General features: G+C 72.4%; 15 protein-coding genes and 1 pseudogene. 7 read left to right on the top strand and 9 right to left on the bottom strand.

Going from position 1 to position 17,634, the window contains the following annotated elements; genetic code table 11:
* Positions 1-462: 462 nt before the first annotated feature.
* The 5 genes from LWC33_RS32975 to LWC33_RS32955 all read left to right on the top strand — a co-directional run bounded on the left by LWC33_RS32975 (position 463) and on the right by LWC33_RS32955 (position 4,913).
* Positions 463-1,608: a thiolase family protein gene (locus LWC33_RS32975; protein ID WP_233308628.1), complete on the top strand. Its 1,146-nt coding sequence runs from the start codon at positions 463-465 to the stop codon at positions 1,606-1,608.
* Positions 1,609-1,686: 78 nt separating this feature from the next.
* A complete protein-coding gene (locus LWC33_RS32970) occupies positions 1,687-2,448 on the top strand; it encodes a 3-hydroxyacyl-CoA dehydrogenase (RefSeq protein WP_233308627.1) in 762 nt (253 codons plus the stop codon).
* An 11-nt stretch (positions 2,449-2,459) separates the two neighbouring features.
* Entirely contained in the window at positions 2,460-3,611 is a 1,152-nt protein-coding gene (locus LWC33_RS32965; RefSeq protein WP_233308626.1) for an acyl-CoA dehydrogenase family protein, read from the top strand.
* A gap of 16 nt (positions 3,612-3,627) precedes the next feature.
* Positions 3,628-4,251 (top strand): TetR/AcrR family transcriptional regulator, encoded by a 624-nt coding sequence (locus LWC33_RS32960; RefSeq protein ID WP_233308625.1) that lies wholly within the window; start codon positions 3,628-3,630, stop codon positions 4,249-4,251.
* Positions 4,252-4,520: 269 nt separating this feature from the next.
* Positions 4,521-4,913 (top strand): hypothetical protein, encoded by a 393-nt coding sequence (locus LWC33_RS32955; protein ID WP_233308624.1) that lies wholly within the window; start codon positions 4,521-4,523, stop codon positions 4,911-4,913.
* A 125-nt stretch (positions 4,914-5,038) separates the two neighbouring features.
* Here LWC33_RS32955 and LWC33_RS32950 read toward each other — a convergent pair whose 3' ends face one another.
* The 3 genes and pseudogenes from LWC33_RS32950 to LWC33_RS32940 all read right to left on the bottom strand — a co-directional run bounded on the left by LWC33_RS32950 (position 5,039) and on the right by LWC33_RS32940 (position 7,418).
* Complete coding sequence (locus LWC33_RS32950; protein ID WP_233308623.1) at positions 5,039-6,034, bottom strand: ABC transporter substrate-binding protein; 996 nt, start codon at positions 6,032-6,034, stop codon at positions 5,039-5,041.
* A 131-nt stretch (positions 6,035-6,165) separates the two neighbouring features.
* A pseudogene (locus LWC33_RS32945) lies at positions 6,166-6,999 on the bottom strand (ATP-binding cassette domain-containing protein); the annotation flags it as partial.
* Positions 7,000-7,136: 137 nt separating this feature from the next.
* Positions 7,137-7,418 carry a hypothetical protein gene (locus LWC33_RS32940; protein ID WP_233308622.1) on the bottom strand — a complete coding sequence of 94 codons (282 nt, stop codon included), beginning with the start codon at positions 7,416-7,418 and terminating at the stop codon, positions 7,137-7,139.
* A gap of 214 nt (positions 7,419-7,632) precedes the next feature.
* On the opposite strand from LWC33_RS32940, the gene LWC33_RS32935 reads away from it, so the two are divergent.
* Positions 7,633-8,235: a cysteine hydrolase family protein gene (locus LWC33_RS32935; RefSeq protein WP_233308621.1), complete on the top strand. Its 603-nt coding sequence runs from the start codon at positions 7,633-7,635 to the stop codon at positions 8,233-8,235.
* Between the two features lie 329 nt (positions 8,236-8,564).
* Complete coding sequence (locus LWC33_RS32930; protein ID WP_233308620.1) at positions 8,565-9,623, top strand: M20/M25/M40 family metallo-hydrolase; 1,059 nt, start codon at positions 8,565-8,567, stop codon at positions 9,621-9,623.
* A gap of 68 nt (positions 9,624-9,691) precedes the next feature.
* On the opposite strand, the gene LWC33_RS32925 is transcribed toward LWC33_RS32930, so the two are convergent.
* The 6 genes from LWC33_RS32925 to LWC33_RS32900 all read right to left on the bottom strand — a co-directional run bounded on the left by LWC33_RS32925 (position 9,692) and on the right by LWC33_RS32900 (position 16,763).
* Complete coding sequence (locus LWC33_RS32925) at positions 9,692-11,110, bottom strand: pyridoxal phosphate-dependent decarboxylase family protein (protein ID WP_233308619.1); 1,419 nt, start codon at positions 11,108-11,110, stop codon at positions 9,692-9,694.
* A gap of 10 nt (positions 11,111-11,120) precedes the next feature.
* On the bottom strand, positions 11,121-12,698 hold the full coding sequence (locus LWC33_RS32920) for a long-chain-fatty-acid--CoA ligase (RefSeq protein ID WP_233308618.1): 1,578 nt from the start codon (positions 12,696-12,698) through the stop codon (positions 11,121-11,123).
* Positions 12,699-12,804: 106 nt separating this feature from the next.
* A complete protein-coding gene (locus LWC33_RS32915; RefSeq protein WP_233308617.1) occupies positions 12,805-14,343 on the bottom strand; it encodes an acyl-CoA synthetase in 1,539 nt (512 codons plus the stop codon).
* Positions 14,344-14,485: 142 nt separating this feature from the next.
* Positions 14,486-14,677, bottom strand: a complete 192-nt coding sequence (locus tag LWC33_RS32910) for a hypothetical protein (protein ID WP_233308616.1) — start codon at positions 14,675-14,677, stop codon at positions 14,486-14,488.
* A gap of 283 nt (positions 14,678-14,960) precedes the next feature.
* Positions 14,961-15,299: a histone-like nucleoid-structuring protein Lsr2 gene (locus LWC33_RS32905; RefSeq protein WP_233308615.1), complete on the bottom strand. Its 339-nt coding sequence runs from the start codon at positions 15,297-15,299 to the stop codon at positions 14,961-14,963.
* 333 nt (positions 15,300-15,632) lie between these two features.
* Positions 15,633-16,763, bottom strand: coding sequence for an MBL fold metallo-hydrolase (locus LWC33_RS32900; RefSeq protein ID WP_233308614.1), 1,131 nt, complete (start codon positions 16,761-16,763; stop codon positions 15,633-15,635).
* Between the last annotated feature and the right edge of the window lie 871 nt (positions 16,764-17,634).

The raw sequence follows: 17,634 nt of genomic DNA, 5'->3' as shown, positions 1-17,634 counted from the left end.
CGCTGCGATCAGCGGCAGTCTACGACCGGGTGTCTACAAGATCGGGAACGGTCCAATGAGGCGCCGTACGGGCCGTCGACGGCGTGTGCCGCGGTCGTATCGGGTGTGCTGCCGGGCCAGGGCAGGTGTGCGCCTCGGCGGTTGTGTCGGGCGTCGAACGTCCGCGCGCACGAACCGGGCATCAACTGGTCGGCGCCCGCGGCGGCGACGCCCACGGAGCTGCCGCGCAGCGCCCCGACACACCCCCTGATCGACGTCCGGGCAGCCTCCCGCCCGGCGCCGGCGTGCCCGTCGAGCCCGTCTGACCTGGCGATCTGAACGAGTGTTCTGCACGCCACACCGTCGGGGCGGTCAGAACTGACTGTTTCGCTGCTACGGTGCCGGTAAGGCGACGGCGCCCCCTGCCGGGCACCGTCGGCAGCAGTCCGCTGCGACCTCACCCGCGAGACAAGGAGCTCGACCGTGCGTGATGCAGTCATCGTCGAAGCCGTGCGCACCCCCGTCGGCAAGCGCAACGGCGGCCTGTCCGGCGTCCACCCCGCCGACCTGTCGGCGCACGTCCTGACCTCGCTGACCGAGCGGGCCGGGATCGACGCTGCCGCGATCGAGGACGTGATCTGGGGCTGCGTCTCCCAGGTCGGCGAGCAGACCATGGACATCGGCCGCACCGCCGCGCTGGCCGCGGGCTTCCCCGAGACCGTCACCGGCGTGACCGTCGACCGGCAGTGCGGGTCCTCGCAGCAGTCCGTGCACTTCGCGGCGGCGGGCCTGATCGCCGGCCAGTACGACGTCGTCGTGGCCGGTGGCGTCGAGTCGATGTCCCGCGTGCCGATGGGCTCCTCGTCCAACGGCCAGAACCCGTTCGGCGAGAAGTTCCTCGCCCGCTACAACGGGGTGTTCCCGAACCAGGGCGTCGGCGCCGAGATGATCGCCGAGCGCTGGGGCCTCTCCCGTACCGAGCTCGACGAGTTCTCGATCGCCAGCCACGAGAAGGCGGCGGCAGCGCAGAACGAGGGCCGCTTCGACGGCCAGATCGCCCCGGTCACGCTGCCGGACGGCACCGTCGTCAGCAAGGACGAGGGCATCCGCCCCGGCGGCACGGTCGAGGGCCTGGCCAAGCTCAAGACCGTCTTCAAGGAGGACGGCGTCATCCACGCGGGCAACGCCTCGCAGATCTCCGACGGCTCGGCCGCCCTGCTGATGACCACCTCGGAGAAGGCCGCGGAGCTGGGCCTGACCCCGATCGCCCGGGTGCACACCGCCGTCCTCGCGGGCGCGGACCCGGTGATCATGCTGACCGCCCCCATCCCGGCCACGCAGAAGGCGCTGCAGAAGTCCGGCCTGAAGCTGGACGAGATCGGCACCTTCGAGGTCAACGAGGCCTTCGCCCCGGTGCCCATGGCGTGGCTGAAGGACATCGGCGCGGACGTCAAGGCGCTCAACCCCGTCGGCGGCGCGATCGCCCTGGGCCACCCGCTGGGCGGCTCCGGCGCGCGGATCATGACCACGATGATCCACCACATGCGCGACAACGGGATCCGCTACGGCCTGCAGACGATGTGCGAGGGCGGCGGCCAGGCCAACGCCACCATCCTCGAGCTGCTCTGACCCACCCCTGACGAGGGCGCGGCGCCCGACCGGCGCCGCGCCCTCGCACGTCCCACGAGCTGGAGGTTCGCTCACCCCATGGACATCACCGGACAGGTCGCGCTCGTCACCGGCGGCGCCTCCGGTCTCGGCCTCGCCACCGCCGAGACCCTGCTCGACGCCGGCGCGTCGGTCGTCATCGTCGACCTGCCGTCGTCGCAGGGCGCCGAGATCGCCGAGAAGCTGGGCGACAAGGTCGCCTTCGTCGCCGCCGACGTCACCGACGAGGCCCAGGTCACCGCGGCGCTCGACAAGGCGGCCGAGCTCGGCACGCTGCGCGTGGCGGTCAACTGCGCCGGCATCGGCAACGCGATCAAGACCGTCGGCAAGCAGGGCGCCTTCCCCCTCGACGCCTTCACCAAGGTCGTCACGGTCAACCTGATCGGCACGTTCAACGTGATCCGACTGGCCGCGGAGCGGATGGTGCAGAACGAGCCGGTCGACGGCGAGCGCGGCGTCATCATCAACACGGCGTCGGTCGCGGCCTTCGAGGGCCAGATCGGCCAGGCCGCGTACTCGGCGTCGAAGGGCGGCGTGGTCGGCATGACCCTGCCGATCGCCCGCGACCTCGCGAGCGCGCAGGTCCGCGTCAACACGATCGCGCCCGGCCTGTTCGAGACCCCGCTGCTGGGCGGTCTGCCCGAGGAGGCCAAGGAGTCCCTGGGCAAGCAGGTTCCGCACCCCGCCCGGCTGGGCAAGCCGAGCGAGTACGGTCTGCTCGCCGCCCACATCGTGGCCAACCCGATGCTGAACGGCGAGGTCATCCGGCTCGACGGCGCCATCCGCATGGCGCCCCGCTAGGAGGTCCGCAGATGGAGCGCACCCTCTACGAGAGCGACCACGAGGCCTTCCGGGAGTCCTTCCGGAAGTTCGTCGAGGTCGAGATCGCCCCGCACGACGAGCAGTGGAACCGGGACAGCATCGTCCCGCGCGAGGTGTTCGCGAAGGCCGGGAAGAACGGCTTCCTGGGCATGGACGTGCCCGAGGAGTACGGCGGCGGCGGGGTCAAGGACTTCCGCTTCAACGCCGTGGTCATCGAGGAGCTCATGCGTGCCGGGTGCGGCGGCTCGGGCCTCGGCCTGACGCTGCACAACGACATCTGCATGCCGTACTTCCTCACCTACGCGAACGAGGAGCAGAAGCAGCGCTGGCTGCCCGGCATCGCCTCCGGTGAGCTGATCACCGCGATCGCGATGACCGAGCCCGGCATCGGCTCCGACCTCGCCTCCATGTCGACGACGGCCCGCCGCGAGGGGGACCACTACGTCGTCAACGGCGCGAAGACCTTCATCACCAACGGGATCAACTCCGACCTCGTGATCACGGCGGTGAAGACCGACCCCACGCAGAAGCACAAGGGCATGTCCCTGATCGTGCTCGAGCGGGGGATGGAGGGCTTCGAGCGCGGCCGCAACCTCGACAAGCTCGGCCAGCACGCGCAGGACACCGCGGAGCTGTCGTTCACCGACGTCCGGGTGCCGGTCGCGAACCTGCTGGGCGAGAGCGAGGGCCAGGGCTTCACGCAGCTGGTCACCAAGCTGCCGCAGGAGCGGCTGTCGATCGCCGTCGCCGGCGTCGCGGCCGCGGAGGCCGCGCTGAACTGGACGCTGGAGTACGTCAAGGAGCGCAAGGCGTTCGGCCAGCCGATCGGCTCGTTCCAGAACTCCAAGTTCGTGCTCGCGGAGATCGCCACCGAGATCGACCTGGCCTGGCACTACGTCGACGACTGCATCCGCGCGCTCAACGCGGGCGGACTCACCGCGGTCGACGCCAGCAAGGCCAAGTACTGGTGCACGGAGCTGCAGGGCCGGGTCGTCGACCGCTGCCTGCAGCTGCACGGCGGGTACGGGTACATGAACGAGTACCCGATCGCGAAGGCCTACGCCGACGCCCGGATCACCCGCATCTACGGCGGCACCACGGAGATCATGAAGGAGGTCATCGGCCGTTCGCTCGGCCTGTGACCTCGCCTGTGACCTCATGACGGGCACCGAACCCCGGACCCGGGCGCAGCGGACCAGCGACAGCCGCGCCCGGATCCTGGACGCCGCGGTGGCCGCCCTCGTCGAGGGCGGCTACTCCGGCGCCACCACCCTCACCATCCAGGCCTGCGCGGGCGTCTCCCGCGGCCGCCTGCTGCACCACTTCCCCTCCCGCGACCTGCTGCTGGTCGCCGCCGCCGGCCACCTTGCCGCCAAGCGCGTGCAGGACACCGAGGACCGGCTCACGCGGCTGCTCGACGAGGAGGGCACCCGCGACGTCCACCGGCGCGCCGACCGCGTCGTCGAGCTGCTCTGGGAGAGCTTCTCCGAACCCCACTTCTGGGCCGCGATCGAACTGTGGACGGCCGCGCGGTCCAATCCGGACATCGCCGGGGCGTTGCGTCCGACCGAGCGCGGCCTGGGGTCCGCGATCCGCGAGTCCATGGCGCGGATGTTCGGCGAGGAGCTGGCCGGGCACCCGCGCTTCCGCCAGCTCCGCGACATCCTGCTCACGAGCATGCGCGGTGCGGCCCTGACCTACGCCTTCGATCCGCGCGACCACGCCACCGATCCCCTGGTCGTGCAGTGGAAGGACCTGGTCAGGACGTTGCTGACGCTCTGACGCCCTTTCCGCGACGCGTCGGCGCCCGCCCGGGTTGCTTCTTCGTGGGGAATGCGACTTCTCCGGTTGGACCCGTAACGTCTCCGCCTCTGACGCTCCGTGGTCAGCACCCGCTTACTTCGTCACGCTGGGTCGAGCTGGTTGACGATTGAACGCGTCTATACGCCGTTTCGGCCTGTCTACGGGTGGCCGGGCGGGAGCGGCGTCGGACCGTCCAACCTGGCCCTGGCGATCGCGCTGGCCGAGCACAACGCCACACCGTGTCCCGGGTGGCCGACGTCGTCGACACCGGCGACCGGGTCGAGATGGCCGTGGAGTCGCTGATCGACGGGGCGCGGGACGTGCTGACCGCCGACGTCGTCGTCTACGCCACGGGATACCGGCCGACCGACCCGCTCTGGCTGCTCGACCCCGCGCTCGCCGCCGCCTGCACCCGCGACGACGCCGGCCGCCCGGAGGTCCGCCGCGACTACCGGCTGACCACCGGCGCGACCCCGCAGGGCCGGCCGGTGGAGGTCGGGCTGTTCGTGCAGGGCGCGACCGAGCACACCCACGGCATCACCTCGACCCTGCTCTCCACGGTCGCGGTGCGGGCGGGGGAGATCGCGGCGGCGCTGGCGGGCGCGACCGCCCCCGCAGCCTCGCGGGTGCTCACCACCTGATCGCACGTGCTGCGTTATGGAGCCATAACGCGCTTCCGGAGGGCCTGGGGACGCGTTATGGAACCATAATGCGATTCTCGGGGCTCTTTGATCGCGTGAGGGAACCATGATGCGGCCCTCGGAAGTCAGCCGAGGACCTCGGCCAGCTTCGGGGCGACCTGGTCCGCCGCGTACGGCAGGCTCAACGGGCTGGAGTAGCCGAGCGCGCCGGCGAACGGGGTGGTGTAGCCGCCCATGTTCACGATCCGGCCCTGCTTCACGGCGTTCAGGTTCCGGAGGACCGGCGAGTCGTACTGCTCCTGCGTGCGGCCCATCGAGACGATCACGTCCTGGTCGAGCGGGCCGAGGGTCTCGGGGCTGAGCGTCTCGGTGGTCGCCGGGACGTCGAAGTCCAGTCCGGTGAACAGCTGGGCGCGCAGGTCGTCCGTCCCGAGCTTGTACGGCGTGCCGTCGACCATGAAATCCATGGCGAGCGTCCTGCCGGCGAACGACGGCGCGGCGGCGTCCTTCAGCTTCTGCTCGGTCTCCGCGATCACCTGCTCGGCGCGGTCGCTGCGGCCGAGGGCCTGCCCGGTGATCCGGGTCTGCTCCTGCCAAGGGGCGGCGGCACCCTCACCGTCGGGCGTCGGCTGGGCGACGGTCGGCGCGATCGCCGACAGCCGCTCGTAGGTCGGCTGGTCGATGAACGAGTACACGCCGAGGATCAGGTCGGGCCGGAGGCCCGCGATCGTCTCGAGCGGCAGCTCGCTCGACGCCAGGGCGACCGGCTGGGCGCCGTTCTTCGCCGCGGCGGCCCACGGCCGGTCCTGCCAGTCGAAGCCGCCGAAGAACTCGCGCTCGGCCAGCGGCACCACGCCCAGGGCCAGCGCGAAGTCACCTTCGTTGAAACCGATGGTGACGACGCGGGTCGGCTCGGCCGGGATCGTCGTCTCGCCGTAGGCGTGCTTCAGCGTGACCGGGAAGGCGTTCTGCGTCCCGGCCGAGGGCTCGGGTGCGCGAGTCGAGGGAGCCTGCGAGGTGCTGGAGCACGCGGCGGCCACGAGGACGGTCAGCGCGGCCGCGGCGAGCGCCCGCAGGGCGGTGCACTCGGTGCGGCGGCCGGGGCGGGGGACGTGGGACATGCAGGGTCCTTCCCGAACGACGATCACGATCTAGGTGAGGTTTGCCTAACCAACTGATCGTGTCAATTGGGGACGGCCTGTCCGTTTCGTCACTGCGCTCACGGTCGGTGCGGCCGGTAGCGACAGGGTGATCAGTGCCGCTCCGCCCATGCCGCCCACAGCCGCGCGTACACGCCCTCCGCGGCGACCAGGCCCTCGTGTGTGCCCTGCTCGACGATCCGGCCGCCGTCGAGCACCACGACGTGGTCGGCGCCCGCCGCCTGCGTCAGCCGGTGGGCCACGGTGATCGCCGTGCGGCCGGCGAGCGCCCGCTCGGCCGCCGCCTCCAGCACCCGGGACCCGGCGCTGCCCGCCTCCGCGGTCGCCTCGTCGAGGATCGCGACCGGCGGGTCGGCCAGCACGAGCCGGGCCAGGGCGAGCTGCTGCGCCTGCACCGCCGTGAGCGCGTGCGCCCCGGCCCCCACCACGGTGTCGAGGCCCTCCGGCAGCGCCTCCGCCCAGGCCAGCGCGTCGGCCGTGCCGAGCGCCGCACGCAGCTCGGCGACGGAAGCGTCGGGCCGGGCGAGCCGCAGGTCCTCGGCGAGCGGCCCGGCGAACACGTGGACCTCCTGTGTGATCAGCGCGATGGTGCCGCGGACGCCCGCCGGGCCGAGCTCGGCCAGCGGCACTCCACCGAGGTCGACCGCGCCCCGGCTCGGCTCGTGCACCCCGGCGAGGATCGACGCCAGCGTGGTCTTGCCCGCACCCGACGCACCGACCAGGGCGACCCGGGTGCCCGCCGGGACGTCGAGGTCCACGCCGTGCAGCACGGGGTGGCCCTCGACGTAGGCGTGCTCGATCTCCTTGGCCCGGACCCCGCCGTCGACCGGGACGCCCGGCTGCTCGGGCTCGGTCTCCGGGTCCGACGCCGCGACCCCGACGATCCGCGCCAGGCTCGCGGCCGCGGACTGGGCGACGTCGAGCAGCACCCGGACGCCGGCCACGAGGTCCGCGGCGACCCCCGACGCCTGCGCGGCCCGTTCCTGCTCGGGTCCGCTGCGCTTCTCCAGCGGCCCGCCCAGCAGGTGCAGCAGCAGGAGCAGCGGCGGCGTGCCGAGCAGGATCAGCAGCCCGAGCGGGAGCGAGATCCGCAGCAGCGCGACGGCGGCGACCACGAGCGCGTGCCCTGCGCGAGGAGCAGCGGCAGCCCGAACCCGAGGCCGGCGACCCGCTGGGTGTCCGAGGTGGCGATGGTCGCGAGCGCGCCCGGCAGCCGCCCGGCCTCCGCGCCGCCGCGCAGGTCGAGCACCCGCTCGGCGATCTGCAGCCGCAACCGACGGTCGGTGTGCCGTTCGGCGTGCCGGACCCGGCGCGCGCCGAAGCGGTAGCAGGAGGCTAACCTCACCCACCGACGATCTCGGGATGCCGGTGGAGATCGGCCCAGGCGGGCAGCGGATCGGGAAGATCGCGCCGGGCCGCCCACGGTGACGGAGGCACGGGCGCCGGCCATGACGACAGGCGATCGTCGTCGTCGGAAATCCTGTCCCTCCGGGTCTTCTGCGGTCCGGCGCGCCATGGGTAGCGTCGGAGTTCCTGCCCGTCGATGTGCGAGGAGCTCCATGTCCGACCTCACGACGCTGCGCGCGGTCAGCGGCCTGCCCGCCGAGCCGCCCGCGCTGGCCGCGTCCACCCTGGTCCTGATCGACTGCCAGAACACCTACACGCGCGGCCTCATGGAGCTCGAGGGTGTGCAGGCGGCCCTCGACCAGGCCGAGGAGCTGCTCGACCGGGCCCGCAGCGCGGGCATCCCGATCGTCCACATCCAGCACGACTCCGGCCCCGGCACGCCCTACGACGTCCGGGAGGAGATCGGCGCCATCGTGGACCGGGTGGCCCCGCGCTCGGGGGAGGCGACGGTGGTCAAGAACTACCCGAACTCCTTCACCGGCACCGAGCTGGACTCGTTGCTCAAGCAGCACCCGGAACGACCCTTGTTGCTCGCCGGATTCATGACCCACATGTGCGTGAACTCCACCGCGCGCGGCGCGTTCAGCCTGGGCTACGCGCCCACCGTCGTCGGCGGTGCCACCGCGACCCGGGCGCTGCCGGGTACCGGCGGCGGGGCCGAGGTGCCCGCCGCCGCGCTGCAGGCCGCGAGCCTCGCGTCCATCGCCGACCTGTTCGGCGTGGTCGTGGCCGACCAGGGGGAGATCCCGGACTAGTGCGGTGACCACGAACGTTCGCCGGGTGATCGCGTGATCCGGGGGGTTCCTCGCAAGGCGCCCCCGCACCGCCTGTACCGGGCGTACCGGGGTGCGGGGGCAACGCCGCGAGGGGTCGCCCGGGCGCGCGAGGACCGGTGAACGTTCGTGGTCACCGCACTAGGGACCTCCCCGGAGGGGTGTGCGGACGAACCTCGCGCGGCAGCGCGGGGTCCTCAGCGGACTCACAGGACCGCGGGAAACGTGGCCGGGCCCTGCGCCGAGTTCGTCCACGCAGGCCGCTCCTGCCCCGGAGCGCGCCTGCCGGACGTCCTCGGCGAGGAGGCGGCATGTCGCTGGCCCGGTCCCCCATCCGGACGCGCCTGTACTGGGCGTTGCTCGCCGTCGCCCTGGTCGCGTTGTCCGCCTGCGGCTCCGGCTCGCAGACACCGCGTCCCACCGCTCCCGTCGTGGACGGGCAGCTGGCCCAGCAGCTCAAGGGCGCGGTGGGCAACAGCGGAGCCCTGGTGCACCTGCAGGAGCTGCAGAAGATCGCGGACCAGAACGGGGGGAACCGCGCGACGCCGAGCCCCGGGTACCTGGCGAGCGTCGACTACGTCAGCGGCGTCCTGCGCGCCGCCGGGTTCGACGTCGCGACGCCGGACTACACCCTGTCCCGGCGGCGCGGCGGCACCGACGGCGGTGGGGGCCCGACGACCCTGCCGAACGTCGTCACGCAGACCCGCACGGGCGATCCCGCCCACGTCGTGATGATCGGCGCCCACCTGGACTCGGTGAAGCAGGGGCCCGGGATCGTCGACGACGGGTCCGGAGTGGCGGCGCTGCTGGAGATCGCCACCCGCCTCGGCCCGTCGCCCGCGGTGCGCAACGTCGTCCGGTTCGGGTTCTGGGGCTCCGAGGAGTCCGGTGCGCAGGGCTCGAAGGGGTACGTGACGGGCCTGTCCGACGCCGACCGCGCCAAGGTCATGCTCTACCTCAACGTCGACATGATCGCCTCGCCCGACGGCGGCTACTTCGTGCAGGGGGGCACGGGGGACGACACCTCGTCGGCCGGCCCGCCCGGGTCGGCCACGGTGGGCGACGTCCTCGCCGACCAGCTCGGCAGCACCGGCGTGACCCCGCAGCGGATCCCGTTCGTCGGGGACGACGAGACCCCCTTCGTGGCGGCGAACATCCCCTCGGCCGGCGCGGAGAACGGCGACCGCAAGAAGAAGACCGAGGAGCAGGCCCAGGCCTGGGGCGGGCAGGCCGGCGGGGCCTACGACCCGTGCTACCACCAGGCCTGCGACACGGTCCAGAACGTCAACCCGGTGGTCCTCGACCACTACCTGCACGCCCTCGCCGGCACCCTCGCCCACTTCGCGACGACCACGGACACGCTCCCCTGATCGCCCTGCGATCACCGGTCGCGGACCGGGAAGGTCGGAGAGCGACGGTGCCGGTCCACGACGGACGATCAGCGGGTCAGCTCGGTCCAGAGGACGTCGAGGTGCTCGCGGCCCGTGCCGAGGGCGCCGACGGCGACGCGGATCGCGTAACGGCCGTCGACGGTGGTGTGGGTGAGGAAGGACCGCCCGCCGGCGTTGACCCGCTCGAGCAGGGCGCGGCCGGCGGCGTCGTCGGGCTCGCCGTCCGGGCCGAGGACGTGCAGGCAGACCAGGGCGAGCGACGGCGGCGCGGCCAGGGCGAACCGGGGCTCGGCCGCCACCCGCGCGGCGACGTCCCGGGCGAGGGCCACATGTTCGCGGATCACCTCCCGCAGCCCGTCGAGCCCGGCCCCCTGCACCACCGACCAGAGCTTGAGCGCGCGGAACCGGCGGCCCAGCGGGACCTGCCAGTCCCGGTAGTCGACGACCTCGCCGGACTCCGACGCCGGGTTGCGCAGGTACTCCGGCGTGATCGAGAGCGCGGCGGGCAGCGCGGTGCCGTCGCGGACCCAGAGGAACGAGGCGTCGAACGCCGTGGCCAGCCACTTGTGGGCGTCCGTGCAGACCGAGTCGGCGAGCTCGGCGCCGTCGAGCACGGACCGGAACTCCGGGCAGAGCGCGGCCACGCCGGCCCAGGCGGCGTCGACGTGCACCCAGGCGTCCCCCGAGATCTCGCACACCGCCCGGACCGGGTCGATCGCGCCGGTGCCGGTGGTCCCGACCGTCGGGCACACGAGCACCGGCCGCAGCCCGGCCGCGCGGTCCTCCGCGAGCATCGCGGCCAGCGCGTCGGCGGACATCGTGAGGGTGCCGGGGGAGAAGGGGACGGTGCGCAGCGCCCGGGCACCCAGCCCGGCCACCCGCACCGCCTTGGCCAGCGACGAGTGGGTCTCGGCGGTGACGTAGACGCGTTCGGTGCCGTCGACACCGGTCTCGCGCCACTCCGGTGACGCGCGGTGCAGCGCGGCGAGCAGCGCCACCAGCGCGCCGGACGACGCCGAGTCCTGCAGCGACCCGCCCCCGCCGCCGGCGAAGGTGAACGCCTTGCCGAGGCCGAGCGCGCGGGCGAACCCGTCGACGACCACCTGCTCCACTTCGGTACCGGCGGGCGAGGTGGACCAGAGCATCCCCTGTGCGCCGAGCCCGCCCGAGGCGAGGTCGCCGAGCAACGACAGCAACGAGGCCTGGGCGGGGAAGTAGCCGTAGAACCCCGGATGCTGCCAGTGCAGCGACCCGGGGACCACGACGTCGTCGAGCAGGCCGGTCAGCGCGGCGCCGAGGTCGTCGGCCGGCTTGTCGGGCAGGTCCGCGGGCAGGGCCGCGCGGATCTCCCCGGGCCGCACCGCGGGGCGGACCGGCAGCTCCGCCAGCCCGGCGCGGTGCGCGGCCACCCAGTCGACCAGGGCGTGGCCGAGCCGGCGGAACTCCTCGGGATCGAGATCGGGCACGCGGGCGAAACTAGACCGCCGGCTGGGAGACCAGCGAGCCCGCCTGGTTCTGCTCGCGCAGCGCGGTCTTGAGGACCTTGCCCGAGGGGTTGCGGGGCAGGGCCTCGACGATCGCGACCCGGCGCGGCCGCTTGTAGCCGGCGAGGTGCTCCTTGCAGTAGGCCTCGATCGACTCGACGGTCGGCGGGTCGGCCGGGTCCGCGGGCACGACGACCGCGAGCGGGGTCTCGCCCCACTTCGGGTCCGGCACGCCGATCAGGGCGACGTCGCCGATGCCCGGGTGCGCGGCCAGGACGTTCTCCACCTCGGCGCAGTAGATGTTCTCGCCGCCCGAGATGATCATGTCCTTCTTGCGGTCGACGACGTAGTAGTACCCGTCCTCGTCCTGCCGGACGAGGTCGCCGGAGTGGAACCAGCCGCCGCGGAAGGCCTCCGCGGTCTCCTCGGGCTTGTTCCAGTAGCCGCTCATGATCAGCGGGCCGCGGTAGACGATCTCTCCGATCTCGCCCGGCGCGACGTCGTTCATCTCGTCGTCGACGACCCGAACCTCGACGTTCGCCATGGGGGTGCCGACCGAGCCGATCTTGCGGATCGAGTCCTCGCCGCGCAGCAGGGTGGTGACCGGGCTGCACTCGGTCTGCCCGAAGGAGGTGGTCACCTGGGCCTGCGGGAACGTGTCGATCATCGTCTGCAGGAGCGTGGTGGACGCGGGCGCCGCACCCCAGGAGATGCGGGTCAGCGCCGAGAGGTCGCGGTCCGCGATCCCCGGCACCGCGCAGATCGCCGCCCACTGCGCCGGGACGCAGAAGCACGAGGTGACCCTCTCGCGCTCGAGGATGTCCAAGGTCTCGACCGGGTCGAAGTTCCCGGACCGTGGGATGACGACCGTGCCGCCCGCCGTGATCGCGATGTGGGCGCCCGCCACCCCGGCGATGTGGAACAGCGGCGCGGCGGACATCGCGACGCCGTGCGTGCCCGTGCCGCCCAGCGTGGCGATGTTCGAGTAGGAGTGCAGGTAGAGGTTGCGGTGGCTGAGCATCGCGCCCTTGGGCCGCCCGGTGGTGCCGGACGTGTACATGATGAACGCGGTGTCGTCGTCGGAGTTCGGCAGCTCGACGTAGTCCGGCGACGCCGTGGCGAGCACGGCCTCCAGGTCCCCGCCGATCGTGATCACCTGGCGGACGCCCGGCGCCTTCTCCAGCGCCTTGTCCAGCGTGGGGGCCAGGCCCGCGTCGACGATCACCGAGACGGCGCCGGAGTCCGTGAGGGCGTAGGCCACCTCGTCGGCGACGAGCCGGAAGTTGATCGGCACGCAGATCGCACCCGCCCGGAGCGGCGCGATGTAGGCCTCGAGCAGGTCCGCGCTGTTCAGGCCCAGCACCGCGACCCGGTCGCCGGGGGTGACCCCGCCTTCCGTGAGGGCGTTCGCGAGCCGGGTGATCCGGTCGGACGACTCGGCGTAGGTCCGTCGGATGCCGGCTCCGGCGTCGACGAACAGGGGGATCTCGGGGGTCACGCGCGCCCAGCGCGCGACGATGTCGCTGAAGCTCATGCCACGGCCGACGATGGCGCCTGACTGCGTCGTCATGGCGCACAGCCTGCCCAATTGAGCGAACGTTCGGCAAGGTCCGTTCGGGCCCGCCCCTGTCCGCCGGGGTCAGCAGCGTGGCCGCCGACCCCGGCGGGGGCGTGGATCAGTGCGGGTAGCGGTCCCGCAGCTCCTGCTTGACCAGCTTGCCGGTGGGGGTGCGGGGCAGGAAGTCGGTGAAGTCGACGCTGCGCGGCGCCTTGTAGTGCGCGATGCGCTCGCGCACGAAGGCGATCAGCTCGCGCTCCAGCTCGGGCCCTGCGTCGACACCCGGAGCGGGCTGCACGATCGCCTTGACCGACTCGCCCATCTCCGGGTCCGGCACACCGATCACCGCGACGTCGAGCACCGCGGGGTGCGTGACCAGCACGTCCTCGACCTCGCGGGGGTAGATGTTCACGCCACCCGAGATGATCATGAACGCCTTGCGGTCGGTGAGGAACAGGTAGCCGTCCTCGTCGAGGTAGCCCAGGTCGCCCGTGGTGGTCCAGGTCGGGTGGCCCGGGTGGGTCGCGCCGGCCGTCTTCTCCGGGTCGTTGTGGTACTCGAAGGGCCGCTCGTCCCGCTCGAAGTAGATGGTGCCGACCTCGTACGGCGCGAGCTCCTTGCCCTCGTCGTCGCAGATCCGGACCACGCCGAGGCCCGCCCGGCCGACCGTGCCCGGCCGCTCCAGCCACTCGGGCGAGCTCACGAACGTGATCCCGTTGGCCTCGGTCGCGGCGTAGTACTCGTAGAGCACCGGGCCCCACCAGTCGATCATCGCCTGCTTGACCTCGGGCGGGCACGGCGCGGCCGCGTGGATCGCCACCCGCAGCGACGAGTGGTCGTACCTGCGGCGGATCTCCTCGGGCAGCTTGAGCAGGCGCACGAACATCGTCGGCACCCACTGGCTGTGCGTGACCGAGAAGCGCTCGATCGCCGCCAGCGCGGCCTCGGGGTCGAACCGCTCCATGACGACGGCGGTGCCGCCGATCGCCTGAACCGTCGCGCAGAAGCGCAGCGGGGCCGCGTGGTACAGCGGGGCGGGGGAGAGGTAGACGGTCTCGGTGTCGAAGCCGTACATCGGCCCGAACAGGTCGATGTAGGTGTCGCCCGGCTCGTCGACCGCGGAGTCCGGCAGCGTCGGTTTGATGCCCTTGGGCCGGCCCGTGGTGCCGGAGGAGTAGAGCATGTCGGCGCCGCGCGGCTGCTCGGGCAGCGGCTCGGCCGAGACGCCCTCGAGTTCGTCGTCGTAGTCGGGGTAGGCGTCCGAGCCGGGGATCGGGGCGCCGAAGGCCAGCCGGACGTCGACGGAGACCTGGTCGCCGATCGCGGCGGCGAGCCCCGCCACGCCCGCGGACACCAGCAGCGCCTTGGCGCCGCAGTCCGTGACGATGTAGGCCGCCTCCGGCGCGGACAGGTGGTGGTTGACCATCGTGACGTAGAGTCCGGAGCGGCGGGCCGCCCAGTAGATCTCGAAGACCCGGGGCGTGTTCTCGGTGACGACGGCGATCACGTCGCCGCGGCGCAGGCCTGCCTCGTGCAGGTACCGGGCCAGGCGGGCGGAACCCTCCTCGAGCTGGCGGAAGGTCAGCGTCTCGCCGCTGCCCGCCATCACCACCGCGGGTTTGTCGGGTGTCGTGGCGGCGTGCGTGCCCGGGTACATGTCCGTCCTCTTCCTCGATCGACGTCCTGTCGGAACTTCCGATCCTGGCAGACGATCGCGGGCGACGGACGCAGGTGAGGCTCATCTCGCTCGGAGAGCGGGTCCGGGCAGGTGGGGAGCGGCCCGGAACGGGACGAACGGGTCAGGCGGAGGCGGCGGGCGGCTCCGTGCTCTCGAGGGACGGCGCACCGGAACCGGCGCAGCGCTGGGCGCTGACGACCGTGCCGCGCGCCGAGAACCGGTTGTGCAGGCGCAGGGTCGACTCGGGGGTGACGTGCTTCAGCCGTGCGCAGACGGGACAGGTGCCGTACCCGGTCGTGACCTTCTCGCTCACGTCTCGTGCCTCTCTTCTCGCCCACTCACCGGATCGGGGTACCGGTGCGGGTCGGAGGAGTCTACCGAGGAGACGGAGCGTGCCGGGATCACCGCGACGGGTAGGTCTGGTCCCGGCCGGCCGGACGGGTACGGTTCCGCGACGGCCCGGCCGCCGTTCCGTGACCGGCCGGGAACGACGGGCGAGGACCGGGGAATGGCGGCGCCGTCACGGTTCGGTGACGAATGGCTCGCGCTTGCCGCCGGCCTTGCCGCCGAACCGTGACGGATGTTCCGTGATGGGCTCAGTGAGCCGCGTGGTACGCCTCGAGAACATTGGACGGGATCCGCCCACGCTCCGAGATCTTCATCCCCTGGGCCACCGCCCATTCCCGAATCGCCTGGTTCTGCTGGCGGTCGGAAACGGGGCGCGAGGCCGGTGCGGACCCGCCGCCGGCAGAGCGGCGGCCGGTGCTGCGGCGGGCCGCGGCAATGAACGGTGCCAGCGCCTCACGCAGCTTCTCGGAATTCTTCGTCGACAGGTCGATCTCGTACGACTTGCCGTCGACCGAGAACTCGACCTGCTCCTCCGCCTCGCCGCCGTCCAGGTCGTCGATCAGCGTGACCGTGGTCTGCTTCGCCACGTTCCCTCAGCCCTTCTCTGCTCACCGGACCCCTGCCCCTACCGGGCTCCACGCGGGCAGGAAGCATCGCCCGGAGGGTGTCCGGGTGCTTTCCGGGAGCGGAGTGGATCGGCGTGCGGAACAGGAGAATGCGTCGGTGTCGACAATAAAGGAAGGCGTCGCGGAAAGTCGATTCGGGTGCCCTGTCCGGCGGCCGCGCGTCGGGCGGATCACCCCTTCGGAGGTATCCGCCGGGTTTTGCGGCCCGATCCACGATCTCGCCGGACGGATCTGGGGCGACGGATCTCGGCCGACGGATCCGGGGCGGACGGGATCGGCGGGCAATGGCGCCGTTCAGGCGACCGGCGTCCACCAGTCCGTCGCCGGGGCGGGGCCCGTCAGGTCGATTCGTTGGCCCGGAACGGGCAGCGCGAGCGGGATTCCGGCCGTTTCCGCGGCGGCCCGCAACCGGGTCACGGGCTCCGACCAGGGATGGAAGCCGAGATTGAAGGTCGCCCAGTGCACGGGCAGCAGCACTCCGCCGCGGAGATCGCGGTGGGCGGCCACGCTTTCCTCCGGATTCATGTGGATGTCCGGCCACAGATCCGCGTAGGCGCCGATCGGCAGGAACGTGGCGTCGAACGGTCCCCAGCGCTCGCCCGCGCGGGCGAAGGCGGTCGTATAGCCGGTGTCGCCGCCGAAGTAGGCGCGGTGGCGCGGCCCGAGGACGGCCCACGAGGACCAGAGGGTGGTGTCACGCTGCAGGCCGCGGCCCGAGAAATGCCGGGCCTCGGCGCAGACGAGGGTGAGCCCGGCCACCTCGGCCCGGCCGTCCCAGTCCAGCTCGACGATCCGGTCCTCGGGCACACCCCAGGCACGCAGGTGCGCCCCGATCCCGAGCGGCACCAGGAACGGGGCCGCGCCGTGCCGGGGGTCGGCGACCAGCGCCCGGACCGTGGGCAGGTCGAGGTGGTCGTAGTGGTCGTGCGAGATCACCACGGCGTCGACCGGCGGCAGCGCGGTGAGCGGGACGGGCGCCGGGTGCATCCTCCGCGGTCCCACCAGCCGGGACGGTGAGACCCGGTCGCCCCAGACGGGATCGGCGAGCACCCGTCGTCCGTCGATCTCGAGCAGCACGCTGGAGTGCCCGAACCAGGTCACCGCCAGCTCGTCGGCGGGCCCGGGCTCCGGTCGCGCGAGCGGCACGGGACGGCTCGGGCGCCCGGCCCGGCGACCGATGACGGCACGCAGAGCGGCCGGCACCGTCCCCGACGGCAACGCGGTGCCGGGCTCGGTGTTGCGAAAGCGGCCGTCCCGGGCGTGCGGGGACTCGTCGGCGACCCGGCGCAGCTCCTCGGGCGGTGCGCCCATCGCGCGCGGGATGCCCCAGGCGGCTGCGCCGGCCGCGGCGAGGCCGCCGGTGGCGGCGAGTGCGAGAGCGGTCAGCACCCCGGTGCGGAGGGGGAGCGGCGTCGTGCGGGCCACACCTCCAGCCTACGAGCGCACCGGGCGGGAGATCGCTCCGCGGTCTCAGCCGGCTCCCAGCCCTCCGTCCCGGGGCCTACCGGGCATCGCGGTTCGGCTCCGCCGCGGGGCGAGAAGCGTGATCATCACTTGGGGAGCAGGAGGGTCGATTTCTGACCCTCCCGCTCCACGGATGGTGATCACGCTGGGCGGAGGGAGCAGGGGGAGCCGTGGGAGCGGTGGGAGCGGTGGGAGCAGAGAAGCGGCTGGAAGCACCAAAGGCGGTGGGAGCAGGGGCGGTGGAAGTGGTGGGAGTGGGGCCCGAAGATCACCGTGCTGGCCGTATCGCGGCCACAGGTGGCCGTGAACGGCCCGAATCAGCGATCACGGTGAGGCGCAGCCCGGGTCCAAGGTCGTGATCACCGCTTCTGGACGGAGAAGAGTCAGTTGCCGACCTTCTCGGTCCGCGGATGGTGATCAAGCTGGGCAGTGGGGTGGGCATTGGGAGTGGCAGCGGGAGTGGGAGTAGCGGCTCGGGAAGATCACCGTGCTGGCCACGTCCCGGCCATAGGCGGCCCTGAACGGTCCGAAACGGCGATCACGGCGGGCGCAGCACCGGCCGGATGCCGTGATCATCGCTTCTGGATGCGGAGAGTCGAATTCCGACCCTCCCGGGCCATGGACGGTGATCAAGTTAGCTGCAGTGAACCGGCCGGTGGACCGGATGAGTCCGGCATCGTCTCCGGGAACCGGGCCCGGACCATGATCATCGCGTCTGGAGCAGGACGGTCGATTTCCGACCGTCGTCGTCCACATCTGATGATCATGGCCCCGAGACCCGAGACCCGAGACCCGAGACCCGAGACCCGAGACCCGAGACCCGAGACCCGAG

The sequence above is a fragment of the Pseudonocardia terrae genome, from assembly GCF_021343995.1.
Classification (GTDB): domain Bacteria; phylum Actinomycetota; class Actinomycetes; order Mycobacteriales; family Pseudonocardiaceae; genus Pseudonocardia; species Pseudonocardia terrae.
Note: the sequence above shows the minus strand (reverse complement) of the source record. Positions and strands in the feature narration are given on the sequence as shown.